10 protein-coding genes are annotated in these 14,781 nt (G+C 44.4%); 2 read left to right on the top strand and 8 right to left on the bottom strand.

The features are described from left to right. Positions 1–35: 35 nt before the first annotated feature. The 6 genes from ppiD to tig all read right to left on the bottom strand — a co-directional run bounded on the left by ppiD (position 36) and on the right by tig (position 8,469). Positions 36–1,889: a peptidylprolyl isomerase gene (ppiD, locus tag BSQ33_RS14760; RefSeq protein ID WP_088134415.1), complete on the bottom strand. Its 1,854-nt coding sequence runs from the start codon at positions 1,887–1,889 to the stop codon at positions 36–38. A gap of 249 nt (positions 1,890–2,138) precedes the next feature. Then, on the bottom strand, positions 2,139–2,411 hold the full coding sequence (locus BSQ33_RS14755) for an HU family DNA-binding protein (protein ID WP_021020075.1): 273 nt from the start codon (positions 2,409–2,411) through the stop codon (positions 2,139–2,141). Between the two features lie 191 nt (positions 2,412–2,602). Continuing rightward, positions 2,603–4,954, bottom strand: a complete 2,352-nt coding sequence (lon, locus tag BSQ33_RS14750; protein ID WP_088134414.1) for an endopeptidase La — start codon at positions 4,952–4,954, stop codon at positions 2,603–2,605. A gap of 116 nt (positions 4,955–5,070) precedes the next feature. Further along, a complete protein-coding gene (gene clpX / locus BSQ33_RS14745; protein WP_021020073.1) occupies positions 5,071–6,345 on the bottom strand; it encodes an ATP-dependent protease ATP-binding subunit ClpX in 1,275 nt (424 codons plus the stop codon). An 86-nt stretch (positions 6,346–6,431) separates the two neighbouring features. Continuing rightward, the gene (gene clpP / locus BSQ33_RS14740; protein WP_021020072.1) at positions 6,432–7,058 is read right to left on the bottom strand and encodes an ATP-dependent Clp endopeptidase proteolytic subunit ClpP; all 627 of its coding nucleotides are present in this window, start codon (positions 7,056–7,058) and stop codon (positions 6,432–6,434) included. Between the two features lie 106 nt (positions 7,059–7,164). Beyond that, entirely contained in the window at positions 7,165–8,469 is a 1,305-nt protein-coding gene (gene tig / locus BSQ33_RS14735) for a trigger factor (protein ID WP_021020071.1), read from the bottom strand. Positions 8,470–8,965: 496 nt separating this feature from the next. On the opposite strand from tig, the gene BSQ33_RS14730 reads away from it, so the two are divergent. Next, a complete protein-coding gene (locus BSQ33_RS14730; protein ID WP_088134413.1) occupies positions 8,966–10,768 on the top strand; it encodes a sensor histidine kinase in 1,803 nt (600 codons plus the stop codon). A 9-nt stretch (positions 10,769–10,777) separates the two neighbouring features. After that, positions 10,778–12,121 (top strand): sigma-54-dependent transcriptional regulator, encoded by a 1,344-nt coding sequence (locus BSQ33_RS14725; protein WP_088134412.1) that lies wholly within the window; start codon positions 10,778–10,780, stop codon positions 12,119–12,121. 127 nt (positions 12,122–12,248) lie between these two features. Here BSQ33_RS14725 and BSQ33_RS14720 read toward each other — a convergent pair whose 3' ends face one another. Together BSQ33_RS14720 and BSQ33_RS14715 are read right to left on the bottom strand one after the other, a co-directional pair. Then, positions 12,249–12,851, bottom strand: a complete 603-nt coding sequence (locus tag BSQ33_RS14720; RefSeq protein ID WP_021020068.1) for an ATP-dependent Clp protease proteolytic subunit — start codon at positions 12,849–12,851, stop codon at positions 12,249–12,251. Between the two features lie 567 nt (positions 12,852–13,418). Then, on the bottom strand, positions 13,419–14,780 hold the full coding sequence (locus BSQ33_RS14715) for a TRAP transporter large permease (protein ID WP_021020067.1): 1,362 nt from the start codon (positions 14,778–14,780) through the stop codon (positions 13,419–13,421). Position 14,781 lies beyond the last annotated feature (1 nt).

The raw sequence follows: 14,781 nt of genomic DNA, 5'->3' as shown, positions 1-14,781 counted from the left end.
CCGCCTCAACAAACATATCAATTACATCCAGCTTATCACTGCGTCGCAATGTAATACTTGATGTCGGCTTGCTCTCTTAAGATATTTAAGAGGCCGGTGAGATCCTGTTGACGATTCAAACGTTGCATTTGGACAGCCAATTGTTGCGTTAATTGCTTATCCGTTGTCGATTCAACCTTCGTTAACTCAACTAACACAATGTTGCCTTGACGATCTTTTGTCTGTCCATAAACAGCCTGACCATCTTGTGGTTTTTGCATAGCAAAGACTGACCGTGCCAGCGGTGAACTTCGATCAATCATGGTTAATTCACCAAACTTGAGCTGATTTTTCTTAAGCGCTGTCATATCCCCCTGTTTTAAACCAGCCAGCACTTTCTCAGCAATCGCTTCTGTTTGCTGCTCAGCCTTAACTTGAGACAGAGCCTCAACAACCTGTGCTTTCACGGTATCGAAAGGCAACAGTGTTTCTGGGCGGCTATCTTCAATACGAACAACCACAACATCTTCAGGCGCGACTTCAACCACAGAAGAATTCAACCCTTCATTTTTGACTTCTGGATTATTCAGTGCTTTCTGAACAGGTGCTGCACGCAGAATCTCTGGTAAATCCGTCAATGACACAAAATCAGTGGTATGCACTTTCTCTTGAATAGCTTTGGCGGCTTCATCCAGAGAATCAGGGCTTTCAAAAGCGACTTTCTCAAGGTCATTCTGTAATTGATAAAAGCGATCAAGAGCCCGTTCATCGCGAATAGATGCAATCACATCATCTTTAATGGCTGTGAAAGGTTTCACTTGAGCAGGTTTCATTGCATCTAACTTAATAATGTGATAACCAAAATTCGATTTCACAACACCAGAGAGATCACCTACTTTTTTCAGCGCAAATGCCGCCTTTTCAAACGCAGGATCCATGACACCTTTTTCAAACCAATCCAGTTCACCTCCCTTACTAGCACTTCCCGGATCCTGAGAATCCTCTTTTGCCAGTTTTGAGAAATCAGCACCATCTTGCAGCTGTTTTAGTAAAGCATCGGCCTGCTTCTCATCTTTCACCAGGATATGACTGACTTTACGCTGTGCTTTGGTTGAATATTGATCTGCGTGATCCTGATAATATTTTTCAGCTTCATCATCAGTCACTTTGATTGATGACTTCAGTTTGTCTGCTGAAAGTTCAAGGTAGGAGATTTTAAATTGCTCCGGACGCATGAAATTGTCTTCATGAGATTTGTAATATGCATTCAAATCTTCGTCACTAAGCTGAATCTTCTTCGCATAGTCATCCGTGGCAAGTTTAATCGTTCTGATTTCTCGTTTCTGCGCAAATAATGCGGCCTGAGCATCCACTTCACCGTTCAAAGTAAAGTCACTCGATTGAACTGCTGTCAGAAGTTGATTACGTAATAAATCACTTCTTAAGAATGTTGCAAAAGAATCAGGAGAAAAACCAGCCCTGCGCAATGCAGTCTGATAAATATCTTGATCAAATTTACCATCTGACTGGAATTGCGGCATGTCTACTATAGCCTGACGAACTTGTTCATCACTAATTCTTAAGCCTAATGCTTCAGCATGTTGTTCAAGTAGAACATCATTCACCATTTTATCTAATACAGAACGGCGGAAAGATGCCACATAACTCGGATCAGCAAGCAGGTTCGAGAAGTAATCACCTAATTGTGATTGCATTCGGTTCCGCTCATTTTGATAAGCTTGCTCGAATTCCGCCCGGCTTATTTTCGTGCCTCCAACCTTTGCTGCTGCATCATTACCACCACCGACAAGGTAGCTACTGACTCCCGCAAATACAAATGATAAGATTATCAACCCAAGGATAATCTTAATCGCGATGCTATTCACACCCTCGCGCAACCGATCCATCATAATTTAATCATTCTCCGGCTTAATGGCCACTTACTCAGTAAAATACTCTGTTTCTCAAAACAACCTTTCAGAAATCAATGATTTTCATCATCAAAAGACTTTCACAACTGATAGTTTTCAGAACCAACTAAATTCAAAGCGAATGACGCGATAATATCAGAAAAAAGAAATGCGCATCACTATGATGCGCATATTTTCAAAACGTTTGACTTAATTTTGCCTCAATTAGCAAAATTCTGTGCGACCAAATTAGTTACACGCGTCTTTCAGTGCTTTACCAGCTTTGAAAGCAGGTACTTTAGCTTCAGGGATTTGGATCTCATCCCCTGTTTTCGGATTACGGCCAGTACGGGCTGCGCGAGTACGGACACTGAATGTTCCAAACCCAACCAGAGCAACTTGCTCACCAGACTCGAGTGTACCACCCACTGCATCAATGAATGCATCAAGAGCACGGCCCGCAGATGCTTTAGAGATTTCAGCATCTGACGCAATTTTATCGATTAATTGTGTTTTATTCACTGTGATTCCCCTTTCTTCACCTATCGTTATATTTAAAGGTGATTTTTGTTCCATTAAGTCTGAAAAATGGCTTGAAGCCTTGTTGTATCAGGGCTTAAGCCATAGTCAGTAACTATGGCCTCCAAAAAAAACGCTGACAAGCCTTTTTATGCTAATCAGCGTAAACTTTTAGTTATTTTTGCTATGCATCACTATTTTTGAGACTCAAACTCAACCCCTAACGGAGCGCGTTCCAGAGCCACGGTCAGAACCTCATCAATCCATTGCACAGGAATGACTTTCAGATCAGCGATAACATTTTCAGGAATTTCTTCCAAATCCCGTTCATTATCTTTCGGGATCAACACGGTTTTTATCCCACCCCGATGAGCAGCAAGCAATTTTTCTTTCAGGCCGCCAATCGGTAAGACTTCACCCCGTAATGTAATTTCACCCGTCATTGCAACTTCAGCTTTGACTGGATTCCCAGTCAGACAGGACACGAGAGCCGTACACATTGCGGTACCAGCACTTGGACCATCTTTCGGTGTTGCGCCTTCAGGGACGTGTACATGGATATCGCGTTTCTCATGGAAATCACTATTGATTCCTAATTTTTCAGCACGCGATCGAACCACGGTCATTGCCGCTTGAATCGACTCTTGCATGACATCGCCCAACGAACCGGTCTGCGTCAGTTTTCCTTTACCAACCATAGACTGTGCTTCAATGGTTAACAGATCGCCACCGACTTCCGTCCAAGCAAGACCTGTCACCTGACCAATACGGTTACTTTCTTCCGCTTTACCATAGTCAAAACGCTGTACGCCTAAGAATTCTTTTAAGTTGTCCTGCGTAACGGTCACAAGCTTGATATCTTTATCCAACAAAATTTTCTTCACGGCTTTACGGCAAATTTTTGAAATTTCCCGTTCTAAATTCCGCACACCAGCTTCTCTGGTGTAGTAGCGAATAATGCCGATAATCGCGGAGTCATCAATCTCAATTTCTGACTGTTTCAGACCATTTCGTTCAACCTGTTTAGAAACCAGATGACGTTTGGCAATATTCAATTTTTCATCTTCGGTATATCCCGAGAGACGAATGACTTCCATTCGGTCAAGAAGAGGACCGGGGATATTCATTGAATTTGAGGTTGCCACGAACATTACATCAGACAGATCATAATCAACTTCCAGATAGTGATCGTTAAATGCATTGTTTTGCTCAGGATCAAGTACCTCAAGCAATGCTGATGAAGGGTCACCTCTCATATCCGATGACATTTTATCAATCTCATCTAAGAGGAACAGTGGGTTTTTTACACCGACTTTGGACATTTTCTGTATCAGCTTACCGGGCAGTGAACCAATATAGGTGCGCCGGTGGCCGCGAATTTCAGCTTCATCGCGAACACCACCTAATGCCATACGGGTATATTTCCGTCCTGTCGCGGCGGCAATAGAGCGCCCCAGAGATGTTTTACCAACCCCCGGAGGACCGACCAAACAAAGAATCGGGCCTTTTAATTTCTGAATACGATTTTGAACTGCAAGGTACTCTAAAATACGTTCTTTAACCCGCTCCAACCCATAGTGATCTTCATTTAAAATCACTTCAGCTTTCGCCAGATCTTTTTTCACTTTCGAACGCTTCGACCAAGGAACATTCACCATCCAATCGATATAGCTCCGGACTACTGTTGCTTCAGCAGACATCGGAGACATCATCTTCAGTTTCTGGAGTTCCTGCTCGGTCTTTTCTCGCGCTTCTTGAGGCATCTTCGAATCTTCAATTTTCTTCTTCAATGTCTCAAATTCATCAGGCGCATCATCCATTTCACCCAGCTCTTTCTGAATCGCTTTCATCTGCTCATTCAGATAATACTCACGCTGGGATTTCTCCATCTGTTTCTTCACTCGGTTGCGAATACGCTTCTCAACCTGTAGCAAATCAATTTCAGATTCCATCTGGCCCATCAAAAATTCCAGACGTTCAACCACATCAAGAATTTCAAGAACTTGTTGTTTATCTACAAGCTTCAAAGGCATATGGGCTGCAATCGTGTCAGCCAGACGGGCTGCTTCATCAATACCATTTAGAGCGGTTAAAACTTCTGGTGGGATTTTCTTATTGAGCTTAATAAACCCTTCAAACTGATTAATCGCGCTGCGAACAATCACTTCTTGCTCTTTTTCATCTAATTCAGGTGTGATTAAGTAGCGAGCCTGCGCAGAGAAAAAATCACCTTCAACAAAAGATTCAACCTGTGCACGTTGTTGGCCTTCAACAAGCACTTTAACCGTACCATCAGGTAACTTCAGGAGTTGTAAAATCGTCGCGACCGTGCCGACATCAAACAAGTCATCAATGGCTGGTTCATCCGTTTCAGCTTTCTTTTGAGCGACTAAAAGAACCTGCTTATCATTGTCCATTGCAGCTTCAAGACATTGGATTGATTTTTCACGGCCAACAAATAAAGGAATAACCATATGTGGGTAGACCACAACGTCTCGCAGTGGCAATACGGGGATCTCTATACGCTCGGAACGTTCCAAGTTCATATTCTTCTCTCTTCCGCTTCTGTCTATATGGCAGTATATGGGGTCTAAACAATGGGATTCAATCGTAGAATAAAAAAAAGGAGGTAATCATACCTCCTTCGTGAGACTTTGCTGAATTATTCGGCACCGGCGGCCTGATTTTCATTGTTAGAATAGATGAGTAACGGTGCTGATTCACCATTAATTACCGACTCGTCAATGACAACCTTACTCACATCATTAACCGATGGTAACTCATACATCGTTTCTAACAACACACCCTCAAGAATTGAACGCAATCCGCGAGCACCCGTTTTACGCGTCATTGCTTTTTTAGCAATAGCACGTAATGCATCTTCTCTGAACTCTAGATCAACATCTTCAAGTTCGAAAAGCGCACCATACTGTTTAGTCAGCGCATTCTTCGGTTCACAAAGGATCTGAATCAATGCAGCTTCATCCAGTTCCGTCAGTGTTGCAGTCACGGGGAGACGACCAATGAATTCAGGAATTAACCCATATTTCACTAAGTCTTCCGGTTCGACCTGAGTAAACAGCTCACCGACTGTCTTGATTTCATCTTTGGAACGAACTTCCGCACCAAAGCCGATGCCGGTTCCTGTCGCGACTCGCTGTTCGATGACTTTATCTAGACCGGCAAACGCACCACCACAGATGAACAAGATTTTTGATGTATCCACTTGCAAAAATTCTTGTTGTGGGTGTTTTCTGCCACCTTGAGGCGGAACAGATGCAACCGTCCCTTCGATGAGTTTCAACAAGGCTTGCTGCACACCTTCACCGGACACATCCCGAGTGATCGATGGGTTTTCGGACTTACGCGAGATCTTATCGATTTCATCGATGTAAACAATCCCCCGCTCTGCCTTGGCAACATCGTAATCACATTTTTGCAGTAGCTTTTGGATAATGTTTTCAACGTCTTCCCCGACGTAACCTGCTTCGGTCAGTGTTGTCGCATCCGCCATCGTAAATGGCACATCCAAAAAGCGAGCTAATGTTTCAGCCAACAAAGTTTTACCGCTACCTGTCGGCCCGATCAGCAGGATATTACTCTTACCTAATTCAACACCTTCACTTGTCTTATCACCATTACGTAGACGCTTGTAGTGATTATAGACAGCGACCGCAAGCACCTTTTTCGCGTGCTCTTGACCAATCACATAGTCATTAAGATGATCCCGAATCTCATGCGGCGTTGGCAATGCCGTTGACTCTTTCTTCGGAAGCGCATCCTTAATTTCTTCTCGTATAATGTCGTTACATAGATCGACACATTCATCACAAATGTAAACAGAAGGACCTGCGATCAGTTTGCGAACTTCGTGTTGGCTTTTGCCACAGAAAGAGCAGTACAACAGTTTACCACTCTCTTTGCTTTTATCTGTCATTCGCTAACCTCTTAGCCTTTATCCATATGCTGAGTTTATATCAATTTGTATCAAATTGCGCTATTCAAATGAAGCGCACTATCAGCCTATTCGCCTCGATGTGTCAATACTGCATCAACCAGACCATAATCGACAGCTTGCTGTGCAGACATAAAGTTATCCCGATCGGTATCACGTTCAATCACATCTAGTGGTTGTCCGGTATGTTTGGCAAGAAGCTCATTCAATTTTTGTTTAATCTTCAAAATTTCCTGCGTATGAATATGGATATCAGATGCCTGACCGCCAAAACCACCCGATGGTTGATGCATCATCGCACGCGCATTCGGCAACATGAAGCGTTTTCCAGCGGTTCCGCCTGCTAATAAAAACGACCCCATAGAACATGCCTGACCCATACAGACTGTACTCACATCCGGTTTGATGAACTCCATGGTATCATAAATCGACAATCCGGCATCAACGCTTCCCCCCGGGGAATTGATATACAAAAAGATATCTTTATCCGGATTTTCTGATTCCAGGAACAGGAGCTGAGCCACGATAAGATTTGCCATCTGATCTTCAACCTGACCGGTCAAAAAGATAATACGCTCTTTCAGCAGACGGGAATAAATATCGTAAGAGCGCTCTCCTCGGGAGGTTTGCTCTACCACCATGGGTACTAAGGCGTTCATGATTGACGACATTTCATTTTTTTCTTGGTAGCTCATATTCTTATATCCCTAAAATAAATGGCCCGAATGACGGACATCATGCGGACCATTGTTATCAGAATAGTTAACCTTTAGTCAACCTTCTATGATACATCTTGCCTAATTAAGCAGCGTTCTGAGAATTCATTAGCTCGTTGAAGCTTACATCTTTCTCAGAAATTTTTGCTTTAGCAAGGAGTGCATCAATAGCTTGCTCTTCAAGTGCAACGTTACGCATGTTATTCATGAGCTCTTCGTTTTGCTCATAATATGTCACAACTTCTTGCGGATCTTCATAGGCAGTCGCCATGTCTTCGATCAGCGCTTTTACTTTTTCATCATCTGCTTTCAGGTCATCTGCTTTGATCACTTCACCCAGCAGTAAACCAACGACAACGCGACGTTTTGCTTGTTCTTCAAACAGTTCACGAGGCAGTTGTGCAGCTGCTTCAGGGTTGCCACCGAAACGTTGTGAAGCTTGCTGACGAAGCACTTCGATTTCTTGGTCGATCAAGGCAGACGGAACGTCGATGTCATTTTCTTTGACCAAACCATCAATCGCTTGTTGCTTGATACGCTGTTTCACAGCTTGCTTGAGTTCGCGTTCCATATTCTTACGAACTTCAGCCTGAAGTGCTTCAACTCCGCCTTCGCTCACACCGAATTTCGCGACGAATTCATCGTTTAATTCTGGTAATTCACGCTCTTCAACTTTGCTGATCTTAATTGCAAATTTTGCCGCTTTACCTTTCAGGTTTTCAGCGTGGTAGTCTTCAGGGAAAGTCACGTCGATTTCAAACTCCATACCCGCAGTTTTACCAACGATGCCATCTTCAAACCCAGGAATCATGCGGCCAGCGCCCATTTCCAGAGCGAAGTCTTCAGCTTTGCCACCTTCAAAAGCTTCACCATCAATTGTACCGACAAAATCAAGTGTTACACGCTTGCCTTCTTCAGCCGCGGCATCAACTTCTGTCCATGTTGCTTGCTGCTTACGCAGTGTTTCAAGCATCTCAGCCACATCTTCATCTTTTACCGCAACGTTTGGCTTCTCGACTTCGATATTGTCCAAGCCTTTCAACTCAACTTCAGGATAAACTTCAAACGTCGCGTTAAAAACTAAGTCTTTATTCTCTTCATTTTCAACAGGAGTAAATGTCGGCGCGCCAGCAGGGTTCACTTTTTCTTGGATAATCGCTTCGATAAAGTGACGCTGCATCACTTCACCAAGGATATCCTGACGTACTGCTTTGCCATACATCTTAGCAACCATTTTCATTGGCACTTTGCCTTTACGGAAGCCATCGAAACGACGGTTTTTTGCGATGTTGCGCAGTTCTGCTGTAACAGCATCTTCGATGTTAGCAGCAGGAACAGTAATATTCAGACGGCGTTGTAGGCCTTCTAGCGTTTCAACAGTAACTTGCATTCTATATAAACCTCAAAACTGGCTCAGTTCTTCTGAGCATCATGAGCCAAGATCGCACTGATCTCGGCTGCATCCATGTTCCGTACTCTTTCAGAGTACATCTATAACGAAATAAAATAGTGAGCAGTGAAGTGGCGTATTCATCACTCCATCAGGAAATACTCCCAGATATGCTCCTATCTGACTCAGGACATACTTTTTAGACGCGACATTCTAACGACCAGAGCTACGGCTGTCGAGTCTATCTCAGCAGACGAATACCTGACGCTCAGAATTTATTCTCCTGCCTAGCAAAAATCTTATCCGAATTGCTCCGTAGATTGACAGGTTGGGGATAAAATTACTCTTTTCAAGGGAAAACCTGCTTTTTTTCAGTGAAATATTGAAAAAGAGATCCTGATCTTACTTTTTCGCTCTTCCCGAAACCGTTTATCCCCGTTCTTCAGGCAAACCCAGTAAAATAAAGCACAGCCTCTTCTCAACAGCAAGTGCAACGATGTTATCTAAGTTTCGATTCAATGTGATTTTTGTTGTTGTCTTCATTCTCACAACAGCATACGGTGCGCATCTTGTGTGGCAGTATAGCTATCAGACCTTGCTCAGTGAACATCAGGCACAGTTAGAACGTTTTGCCAGTCATGTAGTCACCAAACTGGATAAGTTCGCCCATATCCCCCAGCTACTCGCCAAAGATAAAAAACTGGTTGATGCATTAACGATGGTGGACAACTCCGCTCAAATCGATATCACCAATCACTATCTTGAACAGGTTAACGATGCCATTAAAGCCTCTGATACCTACCTTCTCGATATTCATGGCAATACGATTGCTGCAAGTAACTGGAATCTGGCACGTTCATTTATTGGCAGAAATTTCAATTGGCGTCCGTACTTTCAGGTGGCGGTTCAAGGCAAAGAAAGCCAATACTACGCGCTGGGCTCAACGTCTGGTGAACGCGGATACTACTATGCCTACCCGGTGACTTATGCCGCGACGATTCTCGGTGTCGTGGTTGTAAAAATGGACCTCTCGTCAATTGAAGAGAATTGGAAAAGCACAAACAGTTACTTTGTTGCCACCGATCCGTACAGCATTATTTTTATGTCAAGCCAGCCAAAATGGCTGTTCAAAAGTGTCACCTTCATTGACCCGGAGATCCGTACTGAAATCTTTCATTCCCGTCAGTACCTCGATAAAACGATACAATCACTGGGATTACTCGGGAAAATGGATCAAGCGACCACCGAATGGATTGACCCGAAGCAGGGCTGGATTAAAGGCGATTTCATTGTCAGCAGCCGTCCTTTGAAGAATATCCCGCTCAATATTCGCGTACTGTCACCGAAGATTCAGGTCTTTTGGACGAGCTTCGCTTTTGTGGTCATTTCATGCATGGTATTTGCCATTATTTATCTCATTGTGTTGCTCATCCACCACCGTAAAAATAAATTGCGCCAAATTGAGCAGCTTCAATCGGAAGCAAAGCAAAAGCTTGAGTTTTTGGTGATGGAAAGAACTGCGAAGCTACACCTTGAGATCGAAGAACGGAGTAAAACCGAACAACGACTGCGACAGACACAAGATGAGTTGATTCAGGCCGCAAAACTCGCTGTGCTTGGTCAGATGTCTGCCAGTATCAGCCATGAACTGAATAACCCGCTCGCAGCAATCCGCAGCTTCGCAGATAATGGCCGCCGTTTTCTGGCCAGCGGTAAAATTGAACGGGCAGATGACAACTTGGACCGCATCTCAGGACTGACTGAAAGGATGGCCAAGATCAGCACTCAATTACGTTCTTTTGCCCGTAAATCAGATTATGATGAACGTGCCGTTGTCCAGCTTTATCCAATCATCTTATCAACCAAAGAATTAATTCAGTCACAACTAAAAACAAACCTCATTCATTTCGAGATCCAGTCTGCGGAACACCCCATCTGGTTAAATATCAATCCGATTCATTTGGAACAAGTGCTGATTAATCTTTTGACCAATGCCATTCAGGCGCTTGATGATCGTCCTGATAAACAGATCATTCTCAGCTTTACTGAAGATAACCACCAGCTCACCATTCATATTGACGATAACGGAGAAGGTTTTGGTAATAAAACGCTATCTCAGTTGTTTGATCCCTTTTATACCACGAAGAAAAATGGGCTGGGCTTGGGCTTGTCGATCTCTCAACAAATTATGCAGAGTATGGGCGGACAACTGAATGCCTCATCATCACCGCTTGGTGGCGCCCGGTTCAGTATCCAGTTACCGACAACACTTCCTCCCTCACCTGAAACTGCCTCATAAGGACATGTTATGTGCGATGTATTTTTTATCGATGATGAAGCGGATATTCGGATTGCAATCGAACAGAGCTTTGAACTGGCTGACATTCAAGCCAGATTTTTTGACAGTGCCGAAGAAGCGCTACTGGCTATCAAACAGGACGGACTACCGCTGGTGATTGTGACAGACATTCAATTACCCGGGCTCAGCGGTCAAAATTTACTGCATTCGGTTCACCATCAAGATCAGGATTTACCGATCATCCTGATTACCGGACACGGTGATATCTCTATGGCGGTTCAGGCGATGCATGACGGTGCCTACGACTTTATCGAAAAACCATTCGCCCCCGAACGCCTGATGGAGACCGTTCATCGCGCAATTGATAAACGCCGGCTGACACTGGAAAACCAAAAGCTGAAGCGGAGTCTGAAGGCCAGCCAGACACTCGGGCCGCGGATTATTGGTGAAACCGCCAGTATTCAAGCATTGAAAGAGACCATTAGTCAGATTGCTGATACCAATGCAGATATTTTGCTCTTTGGTGAAACGGGCACCGGCAAGGAGTTGATTGCCCGCTCTTTGCATGAATTGAGTTCCCGGAGAAAACGAAACTTCGTTGCCGTCAATTGTGGTGCGGTGCCGGAACACTTGATTGAAAGTGAATTATATGGCCATGAGAAAGGTGCATTCACAGGGGCAGAAGCACAACGCATCGGTAAATTCGAACATGCACAGGGTGGTACGCTGTTTCTCGATGAAATTGAATCGATGCCTATGTCAGCACAAATTCGATTACTGCGAGTGTTGCAAGAACGGTTGATTGAGCGCGTCGGCTCGAATGAATTAATTCCGCTGGACATTCGAGTGATCGCCGCCACTAAAGTCGATCTGAAACAAGCGGCTCAACAAGGCACGTTCAGGGAAGATCTCTATTACCGATTAAATATTGTGACTTTAGATATTCCCCCGCTGCGGGAACGTAAAGAAGATATTCCCGCGCTATTTCATCACTTTTTACTGGTTGCTGCCGCCCGCTATGGGAAAGCAGCAAATTCGATCTCAAAGCAGGACGTACAAGCGTTAATGAGTCATCGCTGGCCGGGTAATGTCCGCGAGTTAAGAAATGCCGCAGAACGGTATGTATTACTCGGTAAACTGATTCAACTCGGTCAGGATACAAACCTGTTGAGCGGGCCCATGCTTAGTCTTGCGGATCAGGTGGCAGAGTTTGAAAAATCAGTGATCGAACAGGCATTGAACGAATGTGGTGGCAGTATCAAAGACACGATGGAAAGTTTGAACCTCCCGCGTAAAACACTTTACGATAAAATGCAGAAATATCAGCTGGATAAAGAGAACTACAAAAACTAACACGCTTTCTGATACAACCGGATAAACCCTCAGTATGAGCCGCGATCAGCAAGACATAAAAAAACATGGAATGAAAGACTGACTTTCATTCCATGTTTTCATTTAATCGTTGTACGATGTTTCCAGATTAATCCTGCAGTTCTCTGATATTACTCACGACCCGACTGACCAATCCATACTTAACCGCCTCTTCAGGACTCATCCAGAAGTTATAATCGGTATCTTTCTCAACCTGTTCATAAGGCTGTCCGGTTGCTTCACTGATCATCTGATTGACCCGGCTACGCATACGTAAGATCTCATCCGCTTCAATTTGAATATCTGAGACTTTACCACGCACCTGACCCAATGGTTGGTGGATCATAAAACGGGTGTTCGGCAAACAGACACGGTTTTCTTTTTTCGCGGCAATGTAGATAGTCACTCCGGCACTGGCAACCCATCCGGTTCCAATCACGATAACTTCCGGTTTGATAAATTTAATCATGTCATGGATAGTATCGCCAGCTTCTACATGTCCGCCTTGGCTATTGATATACAAATAAATCGGCTCATCGCTGATTTCCTGCAACACCAGTAACTGAGTTGAAACTTTTTGAGCCAGCTTCTGGTCAATTTCACCAGAAATGAAAATAGAACGAGACGCTATGAGTTTTTCCTCTACCATTGAACCAGAGCTCCGTTCATCATTGGCCTTATCATTTTCATCATTTTTTAATACGAAATTCATAGACATTCTTCTCTTATTAACCTTGGGATTCATTGTAACGAATTACGATTAACTAGCAAGGCATATCTCCCACCTTCTAAGAAACAGATATCATACTTCAACCCACAGCATCGTCAGTCGTTTTCATCGTTGCGAAACGGGTCAATATTTTCACCATTTTGCCAGTTAATTACCTGACTGTTCAGAAGAATTGCCTGCCTTAAGCCAGTTTTCTTGGGCGACTATTTTTCTGCAGTTCGTTCAGTGTAGGAGATCAACGCGATAAAAACGACACAGCCAGTCTTGCACTGGTTCAGAATAGACCTGAGGAGAAGTCGGTGGGCACGCCCCGGTTGCGCTTTACCCTTATCGGGACGGGACCTTACATTGACATGTGATGTATCGGTGAGAAATTTCTTAGCGCCCATCCGAAGGTGCGAGAGATCGATAAAAAAGCAAGCGAATCGACATCATCGAACAACTCCCCGACTAACCTCAATTCACAACATCGTGCTGATATTGAGGCTGCGGGGATATTGGTACATGTCTTTATAGTGATTGGTTTAGTGATGATTATTTAGTAACTATTTATTTAGTGATGATCTCCGGTCCCATCAGTGTGGTCGGCAACCATGTTGAAACCCATGGCACATAAGTCACAATTAACAGGAACAGGAACATAATCGCTACCCAAGGCAACGCAGCTTTAACAACGTTGAGCATCGACATGCGAGCCACTCCGGCTGTCACAAACAGGTTCAGACCGACAGGCGGCGTTATCATCCCAATTTCCATATTCACCACCATAATGATCCCGAGATGAATCGGGTCAATCCCAAGTTGAATCGCAATCGGGAAGACTAGCGGCGCAACAATAATCAACAGACCTGACGGTTCCATAAACTGTCCGCCAATCAGCAGTAACAGGTTGACGACAATCAGGAAAGTGATTGGCCCCAAACCGGCAGAAAGCATTGAATTTGCGATCATCTGCGGTACCTGTTCTTCAGTGAGAACATGTTTCAGAATCAAAGCATTGGCAATGATAAACAACAGCATGATCGTCAACCGACCCGCGTCACACAGCGTTTTCTTCGTATCCGGATGAACAAATGCCTGAAAAACTTTGACCACGCCCGGTAGTCGATTTTCAGAGTCAGCGAACGGTCCCATATCTTTATAGACAAAGTTGGCAATCAGGAAAGCATAAACCGCAGCCACCGCAGCCGCTTCAGTCGGAGTGAAAATCCCCCCATAGATACCGCCTAAGATGATGACGATTAAGAATAGTCCCCAAATCGCGTCTCGTCCGGCAGACATCAGCTCCCCCCAACCAACGAAAGGTTGTTTCGGCAGGTTCTTAACCCGGGCCGCAATATAAATGGCAACCATCAACATCGCACCGGCGAGTAAACCGGGAATAACCCCACCAAGGAACATCCGTCCAACAGAGACATCGGTTGCCGCAGCATAGACCACCATGACAATGGATGGCGGGATTAAAATACCCAGAGTCCCGGCATTACAAATCACTCCGGCAGCAAACCCTTTGGAGTAGCCGTTTTTTACCATCCCGGCAATAACAATACTCCCGATAGCAACCACCGTTGCAGGAGAAGAGCCTGACAGCGCAGCAAACATCATACAAGCCATGACGGACGCAATCGCAAGACCACCACGGAACCAGCCAACCAGCGCAATCGCAAAACGGATGATCCGTTTCGCAACCCCCCCGGTTGACATAAAACTAGATGCAAGAATAAAGAACGGAATCGCCAACAATGTATAGTGGCCCGCAAAAGCATTAAATAGTGTTTGTGCCACCGAGGCCAGCGATGCATCAGAATGCATCATCAGGAACACAATACTGGATAAACCCAGTGAGACAGCGATCGGCACACCGATGAGCATCAGGGCAATCACCATTAAAAAGAGAAATAAAACGGCCATG

The sequence above is a fragment of the Vibrio gazogenes genome, assembly GCF_002196515.1.
GTDB classification, from domain to species: domain Bacteria; phylum Pseudomonadota; class Gammaproteobacteria; order Enterobacterales; family Vibrionaceae; genus Vibrio; species Vibrio gazogenes_A.
Note: the sequence above shows the minus strand (reverse complement) of the source record. Positions and strands in the feature narration are given on the sequence as shown.